This window comes from Cupriavidus sp. 05L411, from assembly GCF_056398045.1.
Map to the genome: position 1 here is coordinate 99,243 of NZ_JBFTOQ010000008.1, position 22,995 is coordinate 122,237.

The 22,995-nt window shown below is 66.8% G+C and carries 19 protein-coding genes; 2 read left to right on the top strand and 17 right to left on the bottom strand.

The annotated features are described in order from the left end of the window. Positions 1–17: 17 nt before the first annotated feature. From AC1DQR_RS11750 to AC1DQR_RS11765, 4 genes are all read right to left on the bottom strand, one after another. Positions 18–1,430 (bottom strand): FAD-containing oxidoreductase, encoded by a 1,413-nt coding sequence (locus tag AC1DQR_RS11750; RefSeq protein ID WP_416049708.1) that lies wholly within the window; start codon positions 1,428–1,430, stop codon positions 18–20. A 23-nt stretch (positions 1,431–1,453) separates the two neighbouring features. Beyond that, positions 1,454–2,287 carry an aldo/keto reductase gene (locus tag AC1DQR_RS11755; RefSeq protein WP_477133064.1) on the bottom strand — a complete coding sequence of 278 codons (834 nt, stop codon included), beginning with the start codon at positions 2,285–2,287 and terminating at the stop codon, positions 1,454–1,456. Between the two features lie 132 nt (positions 2,288–2,419). Next, entirely contained in the window at positions 2,420–3,811 is a 1,392-nt protein-coding gene (locus AC1DQR_RS11760; protein ID WP_416049706.1) for a GntP family permease, read from the bottom strand. Positions 3,812–3,955: 144 nt separating this feature from the next. Continuing rightward, positions 3,956–4,348, bottom strand: a complete 393-nt coding sequence (locus tag AC1DQR_RS11765) for a tautomerase family protein (protein WP_416049705.1) — start codon at positions 4,346–4,348, stop codon at positions 3,956–3,958. Between the two features lie 152 nt (positions 4,349–4,500). Here AC1DQR_RS11765 and AC1DQR_RS11770 point away from each other — a divergent pair, with 152 nt between their 5' ends. Then, the gene (locus AC1DQR_RS11770) at positions 4,501–5,391 is read left to right on the top strand and encodes a LysR family transcriptional regulator (RefSeq protein WP_477133065.1); all 891 of its coding nucleotides are present in this window, start codon (positions 4,501–4,503) and stop codon (positions 5,389–5,391) included. 27 nt (positions 5,392–5,418) lie between these two features. On the opposite strand, the gene AC1DQR_RS11775 is transcribed toward AC1DQR_RS11770, so the two are convergent. The 7 genes from AC1DQR_RS11775 to AC1DQR_RS11805 form a co-directional block, all read right to left on the bottom strand. After that, entirely contained in the window at positions 5,419–6,105 is a 687-nt protein-coding gene (locus AC1DQR_RS11775) for a Fe2+-dependent dioxygenase (protein ID WP_150986891.1), read from the bottom strand. Between the two features lie 90 nt (positions 6,106–6,195). Next, positions 6,196–8,433: a TonB-dependent receptor gene (locus AC1DQR_RS11780; RefSeq protein ID WP_416049703.1), complete on the bottom strand. Its 2,238-nt coding sequence runs from the start codon at positions 8,431–8,433 to the stop codon at positions 6,196–6,198. 352 nt (positions 8,434–8,785) lie between these two features. Next, positions 8,786–9,766, bottom strand: coding sequence for a Bug family tripartite tricarboxylate transporter substrate binding protein (locus AC1DQR_RS11785; protein WP_416049702.1), 981 nt, complete (start codon positions 9,764–9,766; stop codon positions 8,786–8,788). Positions 9,767–9,892: 126 nt separating this feature from the next. Then, a complete protein-coding gene (locus AC1DQR_RS11790) occupies positions 9,893–10,795 on the bottom strand; it encodes a LysR substrate-binding domain-containing protein (RefSeq protein WP_477133066.1) in 903 nt (300 codons plus the stop codon). An 82-nt stretch (positions 10,796–10,877) separates the two neighbouring features. After that, a complete protein-coding gene (locus AC1DQR_RS11795; RefSeq protein WP_416049701.1) occupies positions 10,878–12,110 on the bottom strand; it encodes a metal-dependent hydrolase family protein in 1,233 nt (410 codons plus the stop codon). 14 nt (positions 12,111–12,124) lie between these two features. Next, the gene (locus AC1DQR_RS11800; RefSeq protein WP_416049700.1) at positions 12,125–13,459 is read right to left on the bottom strand and encodes an MFS transporter; all 1,335 of its coding nucleotides are present in this window, start codon (positions 13,457–13,459) and stop codon (positions 12,125–12,127) included. Positions 13,460–13,544: 85 nt separating this feature from the next. Beyond that, a complete protein-coding gene (locus tag AC1DQR_RS11805; RefSeq protein ID WP_477133067.1) occupies positions 13,545–14,048 on the bottom strand; it encodes a DUF2147 domain-containing protein in 504 nt (167 codons plus the stop codon). A 1,754-nt stretch (positions 14,049–15,802) separates the two neighbouring features. On the opposite strand from AC1DQR_RS11805, the gene AC1DQR_RS11810 reads away from it, so the two are divergent. Further along, on the top strand, positions 15,803–16,402 hold the full coding sequence (locus AC1DQR_RS11810) for a histone H1-like DNA-binding protein (RefSeq protein WP_416049698.1): 600 nt from the start codon (positions 15,803–15,805) through the stop codon (positions 16,400–16,402). A gap of 400 nt (positions 16,403–16,802) precedes the next feature. Here the strand turns inward: AC1DQR_RS11810 and AC1DQR_RS11815 are convergent, their stop codons facing one another. From AC1DQR_RS11815 to accC, 6 genes are all read right to left on the bottom strand, one after another. Then, entirely contained in the window at positions 16,803–17,270 is a 468-nt protein-coding gene (locus AC1DQR_RS11815; protein ID WP_150986864.1) for an outer membrane lipoprotein, read from the bottom strand. 22 nt (positions 17,271–17,292) lie between these two features. After that, on the bottom strand, positions 17,293–18,240 hold the full coding sequence (locus AC1DQR_RS11820) for a carbohydrate kinase family protein (RefSeq protein WP_416049697.1): 948 nt from the start codon (positions 18,238–18,240) through the stop codon (positions 17,293–17,295). A gap of 115 nt (positions 18,241–18,355) precedes the next feature. Then, the gene (tpx, locus tag AC1DQR_RS11825) at positions 18,356–18,856 is read right to left on the bottom strand and encodes a thiol peroxidase (protein WP_043349617.1); all 501 of its coding nucleotides are present in this window, start codon (positions 18,854–18,856) and stop codon (positions 18,356–18,358) included. Between the two features lie 71 nt (positions 18,857–18,927). Further along, positions 18,928–20,517, bottom strand: coding sequence for a DUF3426 domain-containing protein (locus AC1DQR_RS11830; RefSeq protein WP_477133068.1), 1,590 nt, complete (start codon positions 20,515–20,517; stop codon positions 18,928–18,930). A gap of 9 nt (positions 20,518–20,526) precedes the next feature. Further along, a complete protein-coding gene (prmA, locus tag AC1DQR_RS11835) occupies positions 20,527–21,441 on the bottom strand; it encodes a 50S ribosomal protein L11 methyltransferase (RefSeq protein WP_416049695.1) in 915 nt (304 codons plus the stop codon). A 43-nt stretch (positions 21,442–21,484) separates the two neighbouring features. After that, entirely contained in the window at positions 21,485–22,852 is a 1,368-nt protein-coding gene (gene accC / locus AC1DQR_RS11840) for an acetyl-CoA carboxylase biotin carboxylase subunit (protein WP_043349611.1), read from the bottom strand. Positions 22,853–22,995 lie beyond the last annotated feature (143 nt).

Here is a 22,995-nt window from a genome sequence, read left to right on the forward strand (position 1 = left end):
CTGGCTGTGCGGGCCTGTCACGCCGCCGCCGCTCCGGCCGGCTCCAGCGGATGCAGCTCGCCGAGCATGGTCGGGATCAGTTCGGACACCGTTGGGTGGATATGCATGGCGCGCTGGACCACCGTGTACGGCGCGCACGCATACATCGCGTCGAGGATGCAATGAATCACCTCGTCGCCGCCCACGCCCAGCACCGCCGCGCCAAGGATCTCGCGGCTGTCGGCATCCACCAGGATCTTCATGAAGCCTTGCGTCTCGCCTTTTTCCACCGCGCGGCCAACCCGCGTCATCGGCCGCATGCCAACCAGCACATTGCGCCCGGACCGGCGCGCCTCGGCCTCGTTCATGCCCACGCGCCCCAGCGGCGGGTCGGTGTAGAGCGCATAAGCGGGGATGCGGTCGCCGAGCGTGCGGGGCGGCTCGCCGGATGCCGCGTCCAGCAGATTGGCGGCGACGATCTCGAAGTCGTTGTAGGCGGTATGGGTGAAGGCGCCGCGCCCGTTGCAGTCGCCCATGGCCCAGATGCCGGGCACATTGGTGCGCAACTGCTCATCCACCTGGATGTAGCCACGCGCATCCACGGCGATGCCGGCGCGGTCCAGGCCAAGATCGTCGGTGTTGGGCCGCCGTCCCACCGCCAGCAGCACGTGCGAGCCGACGATCTCGGGAGCGCCTTGCGCGCAATCCATCTTCACCACGACCTCGGCGCCGCGCTGCTCCAGCGCGATGCACTCGGCGTCGAGGCGCAGCGCGATGCCCTCGGCGGCGAGGATGCCGCGCACGGCGTCGGACACATCGGGATCCTCCCGCTCGATCAGGCGCGGGCCGCGCTGCACGATGGTGACTTCGCTGCCGAAGCGGCGAAACATCTGGCCGAATTCCAGCCCGATATAACTGCCGCCCACCACCAGCAGGTGCCGCGGCAAGGTGTCCACGCGCATCATGCCGGCGTTGGTCAGGTAGTCCACCTGTTCGAGCCCGGGCATCGGCGGCGCGGCGGCGCGCCCCCCGACGTTGATGAAGATCTTGCGAGCCCGCAGCAGGGTGTCGTTCACGCGCACGGTGTCCGGGCCCTCGAAGCGCGCGTGGCCGAGATAGACGGTGCCATGTTCCAGCGTGCGCACCCACGTTTCCACGCCGTGGGTGGACTTGCCAACGACGCCGTCCTTGCGCGCCTTGACGCGAGCCATATCCACCGTCACAGGCCCGGTCGGCACCACGCCGTACTCGGCGCCGCGCCGGGTCAGGTTAGCCGCGTAGGCGCTCGCCACCATGGTCTTGGTGGGGATGCAGCCGGTGTTGACGCAGGTCCCGCCGAACGACTGGCGCTCGATCACGGCCACCTTATGGCCGGCCGCGCTCAGGCGCGCCGCCAGCGGGGGGCCGGCCTGGCCGGTGCCGATGATGATGGCGTCGTAGTCGAGTGTCATGGCGGAGGCTCCTGGGCATCACATCACAGCATCGCCAGCGGGTGCGGGCCGTCCGGTGGCTGGAAGGCCGCGTCCAGCTCGGCCAGTTGCTGCGTGGAGAGTGTCAGCGCGAGCGCGCCGTGGTTCTCGCGCAGGCGCTCGCGGTGGCTGGTCTTGGGAATCGCGATGACGCCCTGCTGCGCCAGCAGCCAGCCCAGCGCCGCCTGCACCGGGCTGATGCCATGTTTCTGGGCAAAGCGCGCAAGCCGGGGATTGCGCAGCAGCGTGGCTTGCTCGATCGGCGAGTAAGCCATCAGGGCAACGCCATGCTCGCGCAGCCAGGGCAGCAAGTCCCACTCGATGCCGCGCCGCGTGAGGTTGTAGAGCAACTGGTTGGCCGCTACCTCCTTGCCGCCGGGCACGCGCCACAGCGCGCGCATGTCGTCCAGGTCGAGGTTGCTGACGCCGAAGTGACGGATCTTGCCCGCCTTGCGCAGCGCCATGAAGGCCTCCATGGTCTCCGCCAGCGGCACGCCGCCACGCCAGTGCAGCAGGTACAGGTTGAGGCGGTCGGTGCCCAGGCGGCGCAGGCTGCGCTCGCAGGCGGCCACCGCGCTGGTGCGCCCGGCGTTGTGCGGGTACACCTTGCTGACCAGGAAGACCTCGTCGCGCCGGCCGGCGATGGCTTCGCCGACCAGTTCCTCGGAGCGGCCATCGCCGTACATCTCGGCGGTGTCGATCAGGGTCAGGCCCAGGTCCAGCCCGAGACGCAGCGTGGCAAGCTCTTCCGCGCGCGCGGCCGGCTGATCGCCCATGTTCCAGGTGCCCATGCCGAGCGCGGCAACGCTTTCGCCGCCGGGCAGACTCACGGTTTTCATGCGGTGTTCCGGTGGGAAATGCGGGGTGAAGGAGCCGGCATGTAGTGCGCAAAGCACGCGCGCACGGCCGGCTACCCACTCACACTAGGTAAGGACGGCGCGATCCACAAGGTGCGGCGCGCGCCGCCGCGTTCAGGCCAGGCCGGTCAGGTAGTAGACCGTGATCACGAAGAACACGGCTAGCGTCTTGATGACGGTCACCGCGAAAATGTCGCGGTAGGACTCCCGGTGCGTCAGGCCCGTCACCGCCAGCAGGGTGATCACGGCGCCGTTGTGCGGCAGCGTATCCATGCCGCCGCTGGCCATGGACACCACGCGGTGCAGCACCTCGAGCGGAATGCCGGCGGCCTGCGCGCCGTGGATGAAGGTGTCCGACATGGCGGCCAGCGCGATGCTCATGCCGCCCGACGCCGAGCCGGTGATGCCCGCCAGCGTGCTGACAGACACGGCGGCATTGACCAGCGGGTTGGGGATGCTCTTGAGCGCATCGCTGACGACCAGGAAGCCGGGCAGCGCGGCGATCACGCCGCCGAAGCCATACTCCGAGGCCGTGTTCATGGCGGCCAGCAGCGCGCCGCCGATGGCGCTCTTGCTGCCCTCGGCAAAGCGCTCGCGCACCGCGCCGAACGCCGTCGCCACCACTACCACGATGCCCAGCAGCAGCGCCGCCTCCACCGCCCAGATCGCGGTCACGGTGGCGATCTGCGTTTCCACCGGCTTGGCCAGTCCGGGCAGCGACACGCTGTAGCTGCTGCCGTACCACTGCGGAATCATGCGCGTGAAGACGAAGTTGGCGACGCCCACCACCACCAGCGGCAGCAGCGCCAGTGCCGGATGCGGCAGGTGGCCGGTCTGGCTGCGTTCCGGCTCATTGCGCAACGCTGTGCCATAGCCCTCGCCACGCGCCATGGCCGCGCGGCGGCGCCACTCCAGGTAGCCCAGGCCCACCCCGATGATGAACAGCGAGCCGAGCAGGCCTAGCACCGGCGCCGCCCAGGTCGTGGTCTTGAAGAAGGTGGTGGGGATGATGTTCTGGATCTGCGGCGTGCCAGGCAGCGAATCCATGGTGAACGAGAACGCGCCCAGCGCAATGGCGCCCGGCATCAGCCGCTTGGGGATATTGCTCTGCCGGTAAAGCTCCGCCGCGAACGGATAGACGGCGAACACCACCACGAACAGCGAGACGCCGCCATAGGTCAGCAGCGCGCAAACGGCGACGATCACCGCATTGGCACGCGAGCGGCCTATGTAGCGGATGGCGGCGGCCACGATGGACTCCGAGAAGCCCGACAGCTCGATCACCTTGCCGAACACGGCGCCCAGCAGGAAGACCGGGAAATACAGTTTGACGAAGCCGACCATCTTCTCCATGAAGATGCCGGAGAAGACCGGCGCCACGGCGGCGGGCTCGGTCAGTAGAACGGCGCCGAGCGCGGCCACCGGGGCGAACAGGATGACGCTGTAGCCACGGTAGGCCGCAAACATCAGGAAGGCCAGGGCGGCCAGGACTATGAGGAAGGACATCGGTTCTCCTTGTGGTTCTTCCGCGCGCGCGGCGCTCGTGGCGCCACGCGCGGCAGATCAGGTGCCGACTTTGCCACACCTTGCTGCGCTGCGACAATGCCCTGCCTCAAAGGCTCGCCTTTTGCCGTCGTCCGTGGCCTGGGCTCAGCCGTGGTGGTAGCGGTATTCCTGCGACAGTCCACCGTAGCCGTAGGTGGCGGCGCGGGCATCCACCACGTGGATGTATGAAACCGGATGCACGTTGCCGATCAGCTCCGAGAGGGCCTCGAACACGGCCTTCAGGTACTGCGCTTTCTCAGCCTTGGTGTTGGTTTCGTCCGTTACGCTGATGTCGAGGTGAAAGGCGTTGCGGCCGAGCTCCGAGAGCGGCTCGCCGCCAATGATCCAGGCGTCGTGGTCGATGTACTGCACGGAAACGACGGTGACCTCCGGCTTCTTGCCGAGCACGCGCTGGGTCAGCTCGGCTACGGCGGCGGCGCTGCGGCGGGTCAGCGATGCATTGGGCTTGCCAGAGATCTGCAGGTTGATGTGGGGCATGACGGACTCCTTTGTTCTTGCGGTTTCACTGGGTTGGCTGGGTTTGGCTCAGCGGGTAAGTGATGCCAGTTTAGGTGTTTGCCTTCCATCGGAAAAACGGGAATTTACGATACTATCCATCGTCAATACCGAAATAAGATTGGGGGCCCGCCATGCGCGCACTTGAACTCGACCAGCTACGCACGTTCGTGACCGTGGCGGACGCCGGCAGCCTGTCCGCCGCGGCGCCTCGGCTGTTCCTGTCGCAGTCCTCGGTCAGCGAGCAACTGCGTAAGCTGGAGGAGCGCGCCGGCGTGCCGCTGCTCACGCGCGGCAAGCAGGGCGCGGCGCCGACACCCGCCGGCACGCGTTTGCTCGAGCATGCGCGGCGCATCCTCGCGCTGTCCGAGCTGGCGCTGCAAGACCTGCGCGGCCACACGCTGGATGGCGAGTTGCGGCTCGCGGTGACGGACTACTTTCGCCCGGGCGAGATCGCCGGCATGCTGCGCGGGCTGCGCGAGCGCTATCCCTACCTGCGGCTGCATGTACAGGTGACGAAAAGCAGCGTCATCGATGCGGGAATGCACACCGATGATTTCGATATCGGCTTGTCGATGCGGTTGCCGGGCAAGGGGGGAGGCCAGCAGGCTGGCGCCAAGGGCGCGCGCGGCACCGTGCTGCGCAGCGAGGCGCTGGCCTGGGTCGCGGCGCAAGGCGAGGCGGAGCGCGTGCGCGCCCCGCTGCCGCTGGTGCTGCTGCCCGATACCTGCTCGCTGCATCAGTTCGTGGTGCAGACGCTGCGGCGACGGCGCCTGGACCACGTGATTGCCCATTCCGCCTCGGGCGTCGCTGGCCTGCATCTGGCGCTGGCTGCCGGGCTTGGTGTCTCGTGCCTGAACGAGTCGGCGATCGGGCCGGGCGTGGCGCGGATCGATGCGGCTACGCTGGCCAGGCTCAAGCTGCCGGCCCTGCCCACGGCGGAATTCTTCCTGCTGCCTGCACGGGCCGGGGAGGCGGCACTGGTCGGGAAGGTCAGGGCGGCGCTGGCGGAGCAGTTTGCATAACCGCGCAGTGGATAGACTCGTCCCTTTTCAGGTCTCGGTCCACTGCCGCAGCAGGTTGTGGTAGCAACCCACCAGAGAGCGCCGCGCACCATCGTCGGCGCCGGTCTGGTTGAGTTTCTGGATCGCGTTGTCGAGGTCGAACAGCAGCGCGCGCTGCGCGTCGTCGCGCACCAGGCTCTGGATCCAGAAGAAGCTCGCCACGCGCGTGCCGCGCGTGATCGGTGTGACCTGGTGCAGGCTGGTGGCGGGATAGATCACCATGTCGCCGGCTTCCAGCTTGACGCTGTGGGTGCCGTAGGTGTCTTCCACCTGCAGCTCGCCGCCGTCATAGCTGGCGGGGTCGCTGAGGAACAGCGTGGCCGAGATATCGGTGCGCAGCTTGCGGCCATTGTGCGGATGAATGCGCACGCCGCCGTCCACGTGGGCGCCGAAGGTCATGCCCTCGCTGTAGCGGTTGAACATCGGCGGGTAGACGATATTGGGCAGCGCCGCGCTGATGAACAGCGGATTGCGCTCGAGCATGCCAAGGATCAGGTGCTGGCACTGCTGCGCCACTTCGGCGCGCTCGTCGATCTGCTGGTTGAACTTGACCGGCGCGCCGGAGTAGCCGGCGGATACGCGGCCATCCACCCAGGCCGTGCCGGCCTGGTCGAGATGCTGGCGCAGCACGGCAAGCTGCTCCGCGTTGAGTACCTTGGGAATGCAGACAAGCATGACGATCTCGACAGGGTTCGGCGGCAGCGCGCTGGAGGTGTCCGGCGCTGCCGCGAGGCGTGACATGGCGTCACGCCACTTTACCTCAGCTTACATACGGTAGATGAAGGACAGCATCGCGGTGCGGCCGGTGCCGGGCACCGAGCGTCCGCCGTCCGACTGGATCAGCGCATCGTAGTACTTCTTGTCGAACACGTTGAACAGGTTCAGGCGCACGTCGTACTTCGGCTGATGGTAGGCAATCATGCCGTCCCAGCGCACGTAGCCACCCACCTGCACGGTGTTGGTGTTGTTGGCGTAGCGCTGCGACATATAGAAGGCGCCGCCGCCCACTTCCCAGTCCTGCAGCACGCGGTAGCTGGTCCACGCCGTCGCGGTGTGCTTGGGCGTATTGGTCGGGACCATGCCTTGGGTGCCGGCGGCGATGCCGTTGACGATCTCGCCGTCCAGATAGGTGTATCCCGCGAAGACCTGCCACTTGTTGGTGATGCGGCCGGTGGCGCCGGCGCGGAAGCCGCGCACGCGGATCTTGCCGGCCAGCGAGTACGTGGTGGCGTCGATCTGGCTGCGGGCGTTGTCCTTGGTGATCTGGAACAGCGCCGAATTCAGCGACAGGTCGCCGCCCAGCAGGTCCCACTTGCCGCCCACTTCATAGGACTTGTTCTTTTCCGGGTCCAGGTTCTGCTGGCCCACGGTGCCCACCAGTTGCTCCAGCGACGGGTTGAACGACGTGCCATACGACAGGTAGTAGGACTGCGCCTCGGTCGGCTGCCAGATGCCGCCCACGCGCACGCTGGTGAAGTTGACCGTCTGGCTGGCGCTTGGCAACACGGTGCTGCCCAGCGTGTTGGACGAGTTGATTGAATTGGTGATGCTGGCAATGTACTTGTCGTAGCGCAGCCCGCCCACCAGCTTCCATTGCTTGCTGAACTCCACCGAGTCGTTGATGTAGGCCGCCAGCGTGTTGGCCGCCGCGCCCTGCCGGTTGCCGGCCACGCTTGGCGCGGTGGCCGGCGAGTTGCTGTAGGTCGGGTTGACAACCGGCTCGCACGCCGCGTAGCCGCTGGTGCCGGCCGCAGCGGTGGCGGTGGCGGCGGGGTTCAGCGCCACGCCGTTGCAGGTGCCGTTGCGGTAGTAGTTCTGGTTGTCGTAGCCATCGTGGCCGATCTCGGCGCCCACCAGCACGGTGTGCTTGACCGGGCCGGTGTCGAACTTGGCGGTCAGCTCGGTCTGGTTGAAGATCGAGTAGTCGCGGATATGGCGGTCATGGCTTTGCTGGCGCACGAACAGCGCGTCCAGCGGCAGCGTGGTGGTGGTCAGCGGGGTGAAGCCCTTGGCGTTGACCGTGCCGACGGCGTTCGGCGCGGTTTCGCGCGCGTTGGTGTTGACGTAGTTGAACTGGGTCTGGTTGCGCAGGCGCAGGTTGGGCGAGAACTTGTGATCCACGGTGGCGCCCAGCGAGGCCACGTCCTGGATGGTGCGGTCGTCGTTGAAGCCATAGGCCGTCTTTCGGTCGACGTTGACCGGGTGCCCGTTGATGGCCGGCAGGCCATAGTCGGGCTGGTCCTCGTTATGCTGCAGCAGCGCGGACAGCGTGATCTCGGTGGGGGTGCCGATGCCCAGGCGCCACGACGGCGCCAGGCCGAAGTCCTTCACCTTGGTCTGGTCGCGCGTGCTGGCCGAGCCGTCCTGGGCCATCGCCGCGATCCGGAAGGCCGAGGTCTCGCCCGTGGGCGTGTTGTAGTCCGCGGTGGCACGCACCAGGCCGTTGGTGGTGATCGAGCCGGTGACTTCGGTAGCAGCCTTCAGCGACGGTTTCTTGGTGACCTGGTTGATCACGCCCCCCGTGGATCCACGCCCGAACAGCATCGATGAGGGGCCCATCAGCACTTCCACCGAATCCAGCGCGAAGACGTCGCGATAGTACTGGCCGCGGTCACGGAAGCCATCCAGGTAGATGTCGGTGCGCGCGGAGAAACCGTTGAGGTTGATGTTGTTGCCGATCTGGCCACCCTCGGCGCCGCCGATGGTGATGCCCGGGACATTGCGCAGCGCGTCCGCCAGCGAGGTGCCGCCCTGCGCGTCGATCAGCGCCTTGTTGACCACCGTGACCGATTGCGGAATGTCGCGCAATTCCGCGGGCAGCTTGCTGATTGAACTCTTCACCGCGCTGTAGTCGTCGTTGGCGCTGCTGCCTTGCACCACCACTTCATGCAGCGTCGTCGTGGGCTGTGTCGCGGGGGCCGTGGCGGCCGTCTGGGCCAGGGTGGCAACGGGCGTGGCGAACAGCGCGAGCAGGGCAGTCGCGATCGGCGTGCGGCGATTCATGTCGTTTCTCGGTTCCGGTGCGGCCGCGGGCACGAGCCGGCCGGCAGCGGCAAGAAGGTGCGCGCCTGGATCGGTTCGGCCAACGGCGGAAGGCAATCATGGTTGGGCGAGCCGGAATATAAATGCGAATGATTTGCGTTGCAATTCGCGTTGTCTTTTTATCACAGACAATGTAATGCCACTTCTAATGTTCTAAATTAGAAACATGAATTGGCATTCGTGGATTTGATTACGCACATCGACTGTGTAAAGATGCGTATAAAACACATTTGTAAAATGAAACGGGCCCGTACGTAACGAGCCCGATACAGACATTCACCGCCCTTGTCGTCGGGGCGGCTGAAAATATTTCTTATTCCGCCGTCATGTTGGCGTTTTTTGCGAGACGGCCAAGGCGCTCGCGCTCCGACTTGATGAAGGCAATGAAGCTCTCCTGCGTGCCGCCGGCGGGTTCGATGCCGTTGGGAATCAGCCGGTCGCGCGTTTCCTGCGTCTGCATGGCGGCGCTCATTTCGGCGTTCATCTTCTTGAGGATGGCGGGGTCGGTGCCCTTGGGTGCGAACACGCCGGCCCAGTGGCCGATGCGCACGTCCGGCATGCCTTGCTCGGCCGTGGTCGCGATGTTCGGCGCCGCGCTCATGCGCTTGTCCCAGGTCGCGCCCAGCGCCTTGAGCTTGCCGGCCTTGATGTTGGGCAGCACCACCACGCTGGCCTCGGAGGTAGCCGTGACCTGATTGCCGATCACCGCGGTGATGCTCTCCGAGCCGCTCTTGTAAGGCACCACGGTCAGCACCGCGCCTTTCTCCTTGAGCATCTCTTCGACAAAGTGCGGCGTGCTGCCACTGCCGGCGGTGGCGAAGTTGGCGCCCGAAGCCTGCTTCTTGGAATACTCGACCAGTTCCTTCAGGTTGTTCACCGGCAGGGACGGCGAGACCACGATCACGGATGGGCTCACCGCGACCAGCGAGACCGGCACCAGGTCGTCGGCCGCGTAGGGCATCTTGGCGCGGATCAGGCTGTTGGTGACCGTGCCTACGGCGCCGATCAGGAAGGTGTAGCCATCAGGCTTGGCCTTGGCCACGTAGTCCGCACCCACCACGCCGCCAGCGCCCGGGCGGTTCTCGATCATCACGGTCTGGCCCAGGCGCTTGCCAACCGCGTCGGCGGCGGCGCGCGCCACCAGGTCGTTGGCGCCGCCGGCGGTAAATGGCACGACGAACTTGATCACGTGGGTCGGCCAGGCATCGGCGGCCTGCGCGGGCATGGCGAAGGCGGCGGTGAACAGGGCGGGAACGGCGAGGGCCAGCGCGCGGCTGGTGGCGGGAATACGCATGGTTGTCTCCATTGGCTGTTTTGGGTGCACGGGTGCACAGGTGCTAGGTGCTAGGTACTCAGATGCTGCTGCGACGGATCATAACCAGCGAACCTGTCAATTCGCTGAACCCGCATGCGCCCCCCGTTACTGGCTTTCCGCGCTCTGCTGTGCCAGCCAGTTGCGGAACGTCCGCGCTGCCGCGGCCTCCGCGCGGTCTTGCGGCCACACCGCGTAGTAGCCACCGCCCAGGCTCGCGCTCGCCTCGCAGGCGCGCACCAGCAGCCCTTCCTGCAGGCAGCGGTCGATCATGTGGCGCCACCCCAGGACGATGCCCTGGCCTTCGATGGCGAGCTGCAGCAGGATCGGATACTGGTTGGCCACCAGCTTGTGCGGTGGCCGCGCGTCTGCCAGCCCGTTGTGCGCCAGCCAGGTCTGCCACGACATCCATTGGCGCTGCCCGTCTTCCAGCATCAGCAAGGTCTCGCCGGGGAGGTCCGCAGGCTCCAGCCGGCGGCCGTTCAGGTAGCGCGGCGCGCAGACGGGAAACACGTCTTCGTCGTAAAGCCGGCGCGATGCCAGTCCCGCCGGCGGCCCCTCGCGCAGGTAATACATGCCCACGTCGAACTCGGCGGGCGAGAGCGAGGCCAGGCTGTCGTTGACCAGCAGGCGCAGGTGGATGTCGGGGTGGGCGGTGCGAAAGGCTGCCAGCCTGGGCGTGAGCCAGAGCACCGCCACGCCGCAGGAGCAGGCCACCGTCAGCTCGGCATGGCCCTTGCGCTTCATCACGTCCTCGGTCGCTTCGGCGCAGGCCGACAGCAGGCGCTGCACCTCTTCGGCATAAGCCTGGCCGCTTACCGTCAGGCGCAGTGCGCGCGGCTCGCGGATGAAGAGCTTCTTGCCGAGGAAGTGTTCGAGCTGTGCCACCTGGCGGCTGATGGCGCTCTGCGTCAGGTGAAGTTCGCTGGCGGCGCGGGTGAAGCTGCCATGCCGCATGGCCGACTCGAAGGCGACCAGGCAGGGCAGGGGCGGAAGGGGGGAGATACGCATGGCGGGGAGTGGAACAGTTTAGCCGCCATGATAGTCCGCGGGCACTGTCCGCCCGCGTTTGCCGCATCTATCGCGTTTGATTTCAGCCCGGCTGGCGATGCAGCCGTCCTGCCTGCATCACCAGCGCCAGGCGTTCGCCCTGGCCGCACAGCACACTGATGTCCGCCAGCGGGTTGCCATCGACCGCGATCAGGTCGGCCAGCGCGCCGGCGCGCACGGTGCCGAGCTCGCCTTCGCGTTGCAGGATCGCGGCGGCGATCGAGGTGGCGCTGCGGATCGCCTCCAGGTTGCCGAGCAGCGCCGCGCGGATGCGGAACTCATCCGACTGGTCCTGGTGCATCTCGCCCAGCAGGTCGGAGCCAAAGCCCATCGGCACGCCGGCTTCCGCGTAGATGGCGAGGGAGTCGCGGCCGGCCTGGCGCACGGTTTCGATCTTGGCCACCGATTCCGCCGGCAAGCCCAGGCGCGCGCCGTCGCGCGCGAGCGCTTCGTAGGTGACCAGGGTAGGCACCACGAACGCGCCATGCTCGCGCATCACGCGCGCGGCTGCGCGGTCGACCAGGTTGCCGTGCTCGATGGTGCGCACGCCGCAGCGCACCGCGCGCGCGATGGCGCGGCCGGTATAGGCGTGCGCCATCACATACGTCTGGGCCGCCTCGGCCTCGGCCACGATGGCGCGGATCTCGTCTTCACTGTATTGCGTGTTGCCGATCGGGTCGGTGGGCGACGCGACGCCGCCGGATGCCATGATCTTGATCTGCGTGGCGCCCTTCTGGATCTCTTCGCGCACCGCCAGGCGCACCGCATCCACGCCATCGGCCACACGTGCGATGGCGCCGGCACGGAAGGCGCACGAGCATGGCTCCAGCACATCGGCGCGCGGGCGGAAGTCGCCGTGCCCGCCGGTTTGCGACAATGCCTTGCCCGATGGGAAGATGCGCGGGCCCGGTACCAGGCCGGTCTCGATGGCCTGCGACAGGCCCCAGTCGGCGCCGCCCGCATCGCGTACGGTGGTGAAGCCGCGCTCGAGCATGGCTTTCATGATCGGCACGGCGCGCAACGCCACCAGTACATTAGGCTGCACCGCATTCAGGCCGAGGTTGGCCAGCGACGCCAGCACGTGCACGTGACAGTCGATCAGCCCGGGCATCACGGTCTTGCCGCAGAGGTCGATCACCTGCGCGCCGGGCGCGTGGATCGGCGTGGCCGAAACGTCGGCGATGCGCTCGCCTTCGATCAGCACATCGTGGCGTTGCAGGAGGCTGCCATGGGCAGGGTCGAGGACGTTGCCGCCCTTGAGTAGGATCTGTTTCATGCGCGGGACAGTCATTAGACGGGTTGAGCGGCTCGGGTAGCCTGCGCCGGTCGCAGGTAGGCGGGCTCGCGCACCAGGCGCGTGCCGGCCAGGCTGATGGCGGCGGCGAACATCACGTAGAACGCAGGCGCCATGGTGCTGCCCGTGCTGGCGATCAGCCAGGTGATGATGAACGACGCGAAGCCGCCGAAGATGGTGACCGCCAGGTTGTAGGCCACCGACAATCCGGTCGACAGCACCTTGGCCGGGAAGAGCTCGGAGAACGCCGCCAGGATCGGGCCGGTGTAGGTGGCGATCAAGATACCGAACACCAGCTGGAAGACCACCAGCGAAGCCATCCCTGGGGCCTGGTTGATGTAGGCGAACATCGGGTAAGCCAGCACCAGGATCAGCAGCGCGGAACCCGATAGCAGCACGCGGCGCCCGATGCGATCGGCCAGCAGCCCGACCAGTGGCGAACACACCATGATCGCCAGGCCGCCCACCATGCCGGCGATGAAGCCAGTCGACTGCGGCACATGGAGCACTTTGACCGAGTACGTCGGCATATAGAACAGCAGCACATAGGTGCAGACGGTCCACAAGATCACCATCGAGAAGCTGGCCGCGGTCTGGCGCGGGTAGTCGCGCAGCACTTCGGTCAGCGGCGAGTCCGACTTGTCGGTGGCATCGCGGAAGGTCGGCGTCTCGTCGAGGTGATGGCGGATGTAGTAGCCCACCGGCCCAATCACGATGCCGAGCAGGAATGGCAGGCGCCAGCCCCAGCTATTGAGCGCCTCGGTGCTCAGTGCGGAGGTGACGAAGGTACCGACCGCGGCGCCCAGCAGCACGGCCACGCCGATGCTCGCCTGGATCCAGCTGGAGTAGTAGGCGCGGCGCTCCACCGGTGCGTACTCGGTCAGGAAGGCGGTGGCGCCGCCCATTTCGCCGCCGGCGGAGAAGCCCTGCAGCAGCCGTGCCACCACGATCAGCAGCGGTGCAAAGACACCGATCTGATCATAGGTGGGCGCCAGGCCGATCATGGTGGTGCCCAGCGCCATCAGCAGGATGGTCAGCGACAGCGCGGCCTTGCGGCCCACGCGGTCGGCGTATACCCCGAGGATGATGCCGCCGACCGGCCGCATGAAGAATCCCACGCCAAACGTGGCAACCGCGAGCAGCAGTGAAGACAGGTCATTGCCGGTGGGAAAGAAGAGCTTCGCGATGATGACGGCGAAGAAGCTGTAGACGGTGAAGTCGAACCACTCGAGACCGTTGCCGATCACGGTGGCGACGATGGCGCGGCGGCGTTGCGCGCCGCTGACGCTTGGTGGCTTCGGTGGCGCTTCTGGGTGGGCGCTTGCGTGCATGACATCCTCCTGGGTTGGCGGGCCCGGTGCGCGCACCGCGTCGATGCCGGGTCGGCGTGGCAGCGCCGCCCGGTGCGGTCGGGGATCAATCGGCGCACGGCAGGTAGTCCGATGGTAGGAGCAGCGCCGCCGGGCCGAAAACGAATTCTGCGCATGTCGTCATGCGGGCAGCGCATGGCAGGCAACGGGCCGCATGCCGCGCAATGGAGCGCGGGCGGCATGGGTGGGGTGGGTGGGGGAGGGTGTGGCGGAGGTGGCGTGGCGGGGGGGGGGGGCGCAGGCCGGTGATGATGGTCATCCCCATGATGGGCTGGTCGCGGCGTGCGTCGGTGCACTTGTCGCACACCTTGGCCTTGCCGTCGTTCTCGGTAAAGCTCTTGACCAGCTTGCCGCTGTAGACGCCGTTCTGTTCGCTGATCTCCACCAGGCCGCGCGGCTTGCCGGTGGCGTCGTCGATGGTCTTCCATGAGCCGGCGGGGGTGGCCTGGGCCAGCGCAGCGGCGCTACCCAGCAGCGCGCCGGCGAGCACGGCGGTGCGTGCCGCGACGGCGGCGGCGCGTGCGACGGAGCGGGGGGCAGTAAAGTGCATCGGGATCTCCTCTTCGAGTTGGTGCGCGCCATGATGCCAGCACAGGGCCAACCCGGCGGCGCACGTACGCCAATCTACTGGCGATGCGCGCTCGCTGCAATCGCCAGCCCGCCTTTGCGTACGCACCAAAGCCCCCCCGGCAACTGCCGCAGACCGGCCTGGCATCTGGAAGCGGGCGGATTCTGTCATGCAGCAAATTGTCCGCTGCCCGGCACTCGAAGCAATCCTCTAGCGGTGCGTTTCAAGTGGGGGCGCCACGGCGCGCTTGCTGCCGCAGGGGTGCCGGCGCGAGCGGCCATCCACGCTCTCGTTCCTTGCACGCACTGGCGACCTGCTCCATTGGCAGTAGACCATTCGGATGGTGCGCGAGCCGATGCCTCGCCACGCGATCTGCCGCGCTGGTCGACGCGCGAAGTCATCCGCAGTCGGACGCATGCCGACACCGCCGTGAGACCACCGGCAAGACCACCGGCAAGACCACCAGCGACAGCACTGGCGAAGCGAGACTCGGAAGGGCATCTCACGTGTCGATGACGCCTGCGCGATGCGAGTGCGAGATGGTGATCGACATCGTTCGAGCATCGTTCAATGCATCGTTGGAGAGCGCGTGTCGCGGTGACGATTCTCAAACCGTTGCGTCGGCGCATCACTGCGCGCACCGCGCGTGAGCGTGCGTGCCGGGTTGAGGCGACGCGCACTGTCCGCGTCGCGCGCCGCGTTGCGGATGCGCGTCTTCGCGGTAGCGCTGCCGATGTCCTCGCAGCGCTCGATCGCATCCGGGCATCACGCGTCCCAGCGCTCGCGCAATGCGTGCCGAGGGTTGTCGCGCAGAATTTTTCTGCTTCCCCAAAAGCCTTTGTGCATGCGGGTTTCCGGCTTTACACAATGAGCGGGAAACGGCATTGCTGAAGGGCATGGAAGACGCGCCGGCTGCGATGCGCACGCCGAAAATCCGGAGCACGCCAGCGACGTCTTCAGGCTCGCGCGATGCTGTGTCGAAGGGGCATCGAGCATGGTCGAGAGCAGTGTCGCGAGGGTGCGAGAGACGCGATGAGAGCGCAGCGCGCGCAAGCAAAGACGAGGTCAGCGCAGCGCAACGACGAAGACGATGAAGTTGTCATGCTCGCACGCAAGTTTTTTTGCACTTTTTTCTTAACATCGCCCAACAAACGAATTATGATTCGCCTTGACAAGAGTCTCACTTCATTGCATGGCCTGCGTGGCAGGCAAGACAGCAAGATGCAACGATGAGGTTGGACGTGATGCGCAACGATGAGCGCCACCCACTTCGATGCAATGAAACAGGTAGCTCAGGAGCACTAGAACTTTGACGCAGACCAAGCCGTACTGGTTTTCTAAAACGCGTGCAGTCTCCTTTGGCCCAGTAACGGGATGGGCGAACTACCCCCGAAAAAATGCCGTACGTGGTGTGCGTGGCCTGGCCCGCATCACGGAAATGCCGGCCGATATCTCTCTTTTCATGTCGCGCGCCGATCCGGCGGATGGCGCGGGCAGATCGAATATTCCAGGGCGCGGCAAGCGTCAGAAGCCCGGCTGCGGGCTCCGCTTGGCCACATTCGCACCGCGCGCCGCGGTGCCCCTGCCACCGAATTCATTAGCGTGCGGCCACAACGCGCGCCGTGCGCCGATGAATCGCTCGCTCGATTGGGGTCGCACCGCTGTATCGCGCCTCGGGTCGGTCGGGTCGCCAACTTAGGTCATTCGATATTCACTCTCTAGTGAAGGAGTTATCCATGGCAACGACTGCAAAGAAGAAACCGGCGGCTAAGAAGGTCGCCGCCAAGCCGGCCGCCAAGAAGGCAGCTGCCCCGGCCAAGAAAGCCGCTGTGAAGAAGGTCGCCGCCAAGAAGGCAGCACCGGCCAAGAAAGCTGCACCGGCCAAGAAGGCCGCAGTGAAGAAGGTCGCTGCAAAGAAGATCGTAGCGAAGAAGGCAGCGCCGGCCAAGAAGGCAGCCGCACCGGCAAAGAAGGCCGCAGCCAAGAAGGTTGTAGCCAAGAAGGCCGCACCGGCCAAGAAAGCTGCCGCCAAGAAGGTTGTAGCGAAGAAGGCCGCACCGGCCAAGAAGGTCGCCGCCAAGAAGGCCGCACCGGCCAAGAAGGCTGCACCGGCTGCCAAGAAGGCCGCGCCCGCCAAGAAGGCGGCTGCTGCCAAGAAGGCTGCTCCGGCCAAGAAGGCGCCTGCTGCCAAGAAGGCACCGGCCAAGAAGGCTGCTGCCAAGAAGGCCGCGCCTGCCAAGCCTGCCGCTGCACCTGCTGTTGCACCCGCTGCAGCTGCCAAGACCGCGCTGAACCCGGCTGCGGCATGGCCTTTCCCCACGGGCACCCGTCCGTAAGCGTGCCGGCAACGGCTACCGCTGGGAATTGCCAAGGCACGCAGGGCGTGCCGCACTGACCGGATACCGCGTATCCGGTCCGCAAGACGCTAGTCTTGCCAACCCGCCGATGGTGCAAGCCCGGCGGGTTTTTTCATGGGCGATCGAAAAACGGCAAGCGGAGAGCGGGGCGTGGGACATGAGAGCCCGGGCTGGTAACGCCGCAAAGAAAAAGCGCTGCTCCGGTGAAGGAGGCAGCGCTTTGCCAGGGGCGTATGCGGCGTGTGCAGCGCGGTCCCGCAGACCACTCCAGAACGTGCCAGGAGCCACAGGAGCCATCGAGCGGCGGGGCGGCACCCTTGGTTGCGCCCCCCGCTGCGCGGCCGCCCAGGGCCGCCCTATGCCGTCCCGCGCACTGCTCTTAGTGCGTGACGCGGGTCGTGCCGCCCGAGGACAGCAAGCGCACGCGCTCGCCCGGACGGAAGGCTTCGTCGGCGTCCTGGACGATGGCGCGCATATCGCCGTTGTCCAGGCGCACGGTGATTTCCAGGCCACGGCGCTGGCTGATCTTGTTCTCGGCCATGCTGCCGGCGATGCCGCCGAGCACGGCGCCCAGCACACCGGCCGCCACCGAGCCGCCGCCGCTGCCGATGGTGCTGCCCGCGGCGATGCCGCCGATGGCGCCACCGGCGATCGTGCCGGCGCCGGTCTGGTCGCCCTGGATCAGCACCTCGCGAACCGTCTCGACCACGCCGTAGCGCAAGGTCTGCTCGCGCTGTGCCTGGCCCGGCGTATAGATGCTGGCGGAATTCGACTGCGCAGCGCAGCCAGCCACCAGGGTGGCTGCGGCGGCGAGCGCGATGGCGCTGGTGCGAATCAGGGTGTGCATAGGATCAATCCCGGAAAAGGTGTTACTCGTAGCGGTAGCCAAAAGCGGACTGGAAGCGTTCACCAATTTCGTCGCGCGACGGCTTGTGGTTCTGCGGACCCTGGTGCGCGATCTTGATGGAGCCCATCAGGCTGGCAAGCCGGCCCGTTGTTTCCCAGTCGAAGCCCTGTTCGATGCCGTAAAGCAGGCCGCCGCGGAAGGCATCGCCGCAGCCCGTCGGATCGACGACGCGATCCGCTTTCACGGAGGCGATATTGTACTTCTGCTTGTCGGCGAAGACGGTGGAGCCTTTTTCGCCGTGGGTCACGATGAACGCCTTGACCTGCGCGGCGACTTCATCGCCGGTCCAGCCGGTACGCGACAGCAGAACCTGAGCTTCGTAGTCATTGACCGTCACGTAGCTGGCGAGTTCAACGAACTGGCGCAGATCGTCGCCGTTGAACAGCGGCATGGCCTGGCCCAGGTCGAAGATGAACGGCACGCCGGCGTCGGCGAACTGGCGCGCGTGGTGCAGCATGCCTTCGCGGCTGTCGGGGGCGACGATGCCCAGGCCGGGCGCGTTGCTGCCGCCGAGTGCGTCCTGCACTTGCGAGAGCTGCGACTGGTTCATCGCGCCGGGGTGGAACGCCGTGATCTGGTTGTTCTCCAGGTCGGTCGTGATCATCGCTTGCGCCGTGAAGGTGTCAGGCAGGGTGCGGATGTGCTCGGTGCTGATATCGAGCGCGCGCAGGTGTTGCAGGTAGGGCTCGGCGTCGACGCCGACGGTGGCCATGACCACCGGGTCGCCGCCGAGCAGCTTCAGCGTGTAGGCGATATTGCCCGCGCAGCCGCCGAACTCGCGGCGCATGGACGGGACCAGGAAGGACACGTTCAGCATGTGGATCTGGTCGGGCAGGATATGTTCGCGGAAATGTCCCTCGAACGTCATGATGGTGTCGTAGGCAACGGAGCCACAGATCAGGCTGGACATGCTCTCTCCAATTCTCGTAATGCGGGCTGACGGGGCCACCGGGTCATGCCGGTGCCCCTGAATGCAAAAACGGCCACCCGTTTTGCCGGGTGGCCGAGCCTGGCAGGTGGCGCGCTTACTTCAGTGCGGCCAGTGCGGCGTCGTAGTTTGGCTCGTTCTTGATTTCCGAGACCAGTTCGCTGTACTTCACGGTGTCGTTCTCATCGAGCACCACCACGGCGCGCGCGGTCACGCCGGCCAGCGGGCCGGTCTTGATGTCCACGCCGTAGTTGCCCTTGAAGTCGGCGCCGCGCATCAGCGACAGCGGCACCACGTTGGCCAGGCCTTCAGCGGTGCAGAAGCGGCCCATGGCGAACGGCAGGTCGGCCGAGACGGTCAGCACGACGGTGTTGGCCAGGCCGCTGGCGGCTTCGTTGAACTTGCGGGCCGAAGCCTGGCACACCGGGGTGTCCAGGCTGGGGACGATGTTGAGCACCTTGCGCTTGCCGGCGAAGTCAGCCAGCGTGACATCCTTCAGGTCCTTGCCGACCAGCGAGAATGCGGGGGCCTTGTCGCCGGCTTGCGGAAACTTGCCGCCGACTTCGATGGCGTTGCCGCCGAGGGTGACGTTGCTCATATGTGCTCCTGTGTGAAATGCGGGCTCGCAAATCGGGGGCGCTCGGGATTAGCGGCGAGCCCAGATGGAATTCAGGGATAGAAGATCAGCACGCGGTAGTTTGCTGCCGCCTGCTGCGACCGGAATCGTACCCGAACCGGCAACTCCGTGCCTGCCCGCAGGCCATGCGTGGCAAAGGCCTGCTGCCCGGTTTCGAGATAGTCGGCAGGTTGCAGCACACGGCGCAGGAGGAGCTGGTCCTGGAGGTCCGTCATGACCAGCTCGATAGCGGGCAGCGCAACGGTGGCGCGGCCTTGGTTACGCAGCGTCACGGCGAGCAGGTAGGCGTCGGATTCGTCATCCTGCTTTTGCAGCAGCGAGCTCTCGATGCGCAAGGCATCGATGTCGCGCCACGGCGCCACCTCGCAACCCAGCGGCGCGCAGGCCGCCTCGAAGGCGGGCCGCAATACGGGGAAGCGGCCGGATAGCTGGCTGCGCGCCAGGTAGGTGCCTTGCAGCAGCCCCGCGATCACCAGGAACCCGGTCGCCAGCTTTTGCAGCATGCGCTTGCGCCTGGCCGGGCCAGGATCGCGCTCACGCGCGTGGCGCAGGAAGTCGGGCGCGAAGGACGGGGTGGCGGGCGTGTCGCTGCGCATCCACGGCCGCTCTGCCTGCTCGCGTGAGATCGCTTCAGGAATCTCGGGGAGATCGTCCTGCGCCTCGGCGCGCAGGTAGCCGCTTGCGCTCGGGATGGCCGCTGCGTCGGCCTCGGTGTTGGCGGCGGCACTCGTGGCGACATGGCTGTCGGCGGATGCTGCGTTCGCCGCTTTCGCCGTGTCGGCCGCGTTTTCCGTATCGGTGATGTCCGCGGTGTGCGTGGCATCGTCGTCGCCCAGCGTGCTGGGGTCGAGTTGCGGCCAGGGTGCTGCTTCCGGCGCAGGGGCGGGAGCTTCGCTTGCCTGCGGTGCCTCCGCTTCTGCCTCCGCCTCGGCCCCAGCAGCGGCGGTGAGGCCAGCTTCCTCGCTCTCGACGATGCCGGGTACGAACACCGCGGAAGGCTCGTCCTCGTCCTCGTCCTTGTTCTCGTGAGCGGCGGCGGTGCCGGTTTCCGGCTCCGCCCTATGTTTGCTGGCCTGCACGGCCTCGTCCGCTTCCGCCTGCGTCTGGTACAGCATGACGGTGGGCGCGTCGAGCGCCGGCACGTCATAGCCAGGGTCGTAACCGGGGTCGAAGGGCGCGGCGGCGGGGCGGCTGTCGTCGGCGTCGTGTTGGGCAGGCGTGTCGAAGGGCGCTGCCTCGTGCGGCACGGCGGTGGCTTCGGCTGGGTGCGCTTCCGTGTCCGGGTGCGCCACAGCATGCGCGCGCTTGCGCGGGGCGCGCTGTGCGCGGGCAGCCTTGTGCAGTTCTTCGTGTGTTTCTTCGTGCGCGTGCTCGGCGGGCGCCTCCTGTGCCGGGGGCGTGGCAGGGGCAGGGGCGGCAATGCCTTCCCCCGCCTGCGCGACGGTCTCAGCGCCGGCAGCCGGCTCGGGCGCCGGCAACTCGATCAGGTGCTCGCGTGCATCGAAGACGGTGTCGCACTGGCCGCAGCGGACCAGCCCCTGGCGCAGCCGCAGCTGGTCCGCCACCAGCCGAAAGGCAGTGCGACAGGCCGGGCAACGCGTGACGAGCTTGGCTGCGGCCATGGGCTGGGCTCAGCTCTGGGTGCCGGGGCCTTCACCGCGGGTGCCATGGAGGCAGACCCAGCCTTCCTCGCTGCGCCAGACCGACATGGGCAGCCAGGGCGCGTAGGCCGCGGCGACTTCGTCGGCCTGCCGCTCCAGCACGCCCGACAGCACCAGCCGGCCGCCGGGGCGAACCCGCGCGCTCAGCATGGCCGCCATCAGCTTCAGCGGGTTGGACAGGATATTGGCGACGACGAGGTCGTAGCTGGCCTCGGAGACGGTTTCCGGCAGTGCAAAGGTAGCCTCCACGCGATTGCGCTCGGCGTTATAGCGCGAGGCTTCCACCGCGTTGGGGTCGATATCGATGCCGAGCGTGTCGCCGGCGCCCAGCTTGCGCGCCACGATGGCGAGGATGCCCGAGCCACAGCCGTAGTCGAGCACCGTTTCACCGGCCTTGATGTTCTGTTCCAGCCACTGCATGCACAGCCGCGTGGTGGGATGGCTGCCGGTACCGAAGGCCAGGCCCGGGTCCAGCTCCAGCACCACCGCGTCGGGGTCCGGCGCATCGTGCCAGGACGGCACCACCCAGATGCGCTCGCCGATGCGGATCGGCGCGAACTGGGATTGCGTCAGGCGCACCCAGTCCTGGTCTTCGACGGGGCGCAGCTGGTAAGCCGGCACCGGGTCGATGCCCAGCGCATTGGCGGCAGCGGCCACCACCAGCACGGGGTCGGCGCTGTCGTCAAACAGCGCCACCACGCGTGAGCGGTTCCATGCCAGGCGGGTCGGCTCCATGCCGGGCTCGCCGAACAGCGGCTGCTCGTCGGGCGTATCGGCATCGGCGTCTTCCACCGAGACCGACAGCGCGCCGAGGTCGAACAGCGCGTCAGACCAGGCTTCGGCCTGGTCTTGTGCGATTTCGATCACACATTCCTGAAATGCCACAGGCGATCCTTGTCGATCAGTTATGACTGGCCGCGCCGGGGCTTCAGATCTTGCCGCCCTTGGCCACGTTCTTCTGGGCCAGGCGGTGCTCGAGATAGTGAATGCTGGTGCCGCCTTCGACGAAGTTGGCATCGAGCATCAGCTCACGGTGCAGCGGTACGTTGGTCTGGATGCCGTCCACCACCATTTCCGACAGCGCGATCCGCATGCGGGCGATGGCCTGCTCGCGGGTGGCGCCGTAGGTGATGATCTTGCCGATCATCGAATCGTAGTTGGGCGGCACGAAGTAGCCATCATACGCGTGCGAGTCGACCCGCACGCCGGGACCGCCGGGCATGTGCCACGCGGTGATGCGCCCGGGCGACGGCGTGAACTTGAACGGGTCCTCGGCGTTGATGCGGCATTCGATCGAGTGACCGCGCAGCTGCACGTCCTTCTGGCGCCAGCGCAGCTTCTCGCCAAAGGCGATGCGGATCTGCTCCTGCACGATGTCGATGCCGGTGATCATCTCGGTGACCGGGTGCTCGACCTGCACGCGCGTGTTCATCTCGATGAAGTAGAACTCGTTGTTCTCGTACAGGAATTCGAAGGTGCCGGCGCCACGGTAGCCGATCTTCTTGCAGGCCTCGGCGCAGCGATCGCCGATGCGCTCGATCAGGCGGCGCGGGATGTGCGGCGCAGGTGCTTCTTCGATGACCTTCTGGTGGCGGCGCTGCATCGAGCAGTCGCGCTCGCCCAGCCAGATCGCCTGGCGATGCTGGTCGGCCAGGATCTGGATCTCGACGTGCCGGGGGTTCTCCAGGAATTTCTCCATGTAGACCTCCGGGTTGCCGAAGGCGCGACCGGCTTCCTCGCGCGTCATGTTGACCGCATTGACCAGGGCGGCCTCGGTGTGCACCACGCGCATGCCGCGGCCACCGCCGCCGCCCGCTGCCTTGATGATGACCGGATAGCCCACGGCACGCGCCGTGGCCAGGATTTCCTTGGGGTCGTCGGGCAGGGCGCCTTCGGAACCCGGCACGCACGGCACGCCGGACTTGATCATGGCCTGTTTGGCCGAGACCTTGTCGCCCATCAGGCGAATGCTCTCGGAGGTCGGGCCGATGAAGACGAAACCGGACTTTTCCACGCGTTCGGCGAAGTCGGCGTTCTCCGACAAGAAGCCGTAGCCCGGGTGGATGGCTTGCGCGTCGGTTACCTCGGCGGCCGAGATGATGGCCGGCATGTTGAGGTACGACAGCGGCGAGGGCGCCGGGCCGATACAGACGGCTTCGTCGGCCAGCTTGACGTACTTGGCTTCCTTGTCGGCTTCCGAATACACCACCACAGTCTTGATGCCGAGCTCGCGGCAGGCGCGCTGGATGCGAAGGGCGATTTCACCGCGATTCGCGATCAGAATTTTTTCAAACATAGTCACTCTCTGCGAGGAGAAAGGCGGTCCCACCGCGGCGGATCGTGGCGTCCCCGGCGAGGGCAGCCGGAGTGCAGGCGGGGGTGCTGGCACCGGGGCGAGGAACGCCCGGTGGCCGTCGCCACCGTGGCTGGCCGGAGAAC

Excerpts from the sequence above, each read along its gene's own strand:
- AC1DQR_RS11775 (WP_150986891.1), bottom strand. The coding sequence starts at position 6,105 with ATGCTTGTCTGCATTCCCAAGGTACTCAACGCGGAGCAGCTTGCCGTG.
- accC (WP_043349611.1), bottom strand. The coding sequence starts at position 22,852 with ATGTTTGAAAAAATTCTGATCGCGAATCGCGGTGAAATCGCCCTTCGC.
- AC1DQR_RS11770 (WP_477133065.1), top strand. The coding sequence starts at position 4,501 with ATGCGCGCACTTGAACTCGACCAGCTACGCACGTTCGTGACCGTGGCG.
- AC1DQR_RS11795 (WP_416049701.1), bottom strand. The coding sequence starts at position 12,110 with ATGAAACAGATCCTACTCAAGGGCGGCAACGTCCTCGACCCTGCCCAT.
- AC1DQR_RS11765 (WP_416049705.1), bottom strand. The coding sequence starts at position 4,348 with ATGCCCCACATCAACCTGCAGATCTCTGGCAAGCCCAATGCATCGCTG.
- AC1DQR_RS11830 (WP_477133068.1), bottom strand. The coding sequence starts at position 20,517 with ATGGCCGCAGCCAAGCTCGTCACGCGTTGCCCGGCCTGTCGCACTGCC.
- AC1DQR_RS11760 (WP_416049706.1), bottom strand. The coding sequence starts at position 3,811 with ATGTCCTTCCTCATAGTCCTGGCCGCCCTGGCCTTCCTGATGTTTGCG.
- AC1DQR_RS11800 (WP_416049700.1), bottom strand. The coding sequence starts at position 13,459 with ATGCACGCAAGCGCCCACCCAGAAGCGCCACCGAAGCCACCAAGCGTC.
- AC1DQR_RS11785 (WP_416049702.1), bottom strand. The coding sequence starts at position 9,766 with ATGCGTATTCCCGCCACCAGCCGCGCGCTGGCCCTCGCCGTTCCCGCC.
- tpx (WP_043349617.1), bottom strand. The coding sequence starts at position 18,856 with ATGAGCAACGTCACCCTCGGCGGCAACGCCATCGAAGTCGGCGGCAAG.
- AC1DQR_RS11780 (WP_416049703.1), bottom strand. The coding sequence starts at position 8,433 with ATGAATCGCCGCACGCCGATCGCGACTGCCCTGCTCGCGCTGTTCGCC.
- AC1DQR_RS11820 (WP_416049697.1), bottom strand. The coding sequence starts at position 18,240 with ATGTCCAGCCTGATCTGTGGCTCCGTTGCCTACGACACCATCATGACG.
- AC1DQR_RS11750 (WP_416049708.1), bottom strand. The coding sequence starts at position 1,430 with ATGACACTCGACTACGACGCCATCATCATCGGCACCGGCCAGGCCGGC.
- AC1DQR_RS11805 (WP_477133067.1), bottom strand. The coding sequence starts at position 14,048 with ATGCACTTTACTGCCCCCCGCTCCGTCGCACGCGCCGCCGCCGTCGCG.
- AC1DQR_RS11790 (WP_477133066.1), bottom strand. The coding sequence starts at position 10,795 with ATGCGTATCTCCCCCCTTCCGCCCCTGCCCTGCCTGGTCGCCTTCGAG.
- AC1DQR_RS11810 (WP_416049698.1), top strand. The coding sequence starts at position 15,803 with ATGGCAACGACTGCAAAGAAGAAACCGGCGGCTAAGAAGGTCGCCGCC.
- AC1DQR_RS11815 (WP_150986864.1), bottom strand. The coding sequence starts at position 17,270 with ATGCACACCCTGATTCGCACCAGCGCCATCGCGCTCGCCGCCGCAGCC.
- AC1DQR_RS11755 (WP_477133064.1), bottom strand. The coding sequence starts at position 2,287 with ATGAAAACCGTGAGTCTGCCCGGCGGCGAAAGCGTTGCCGCGCTCGGC.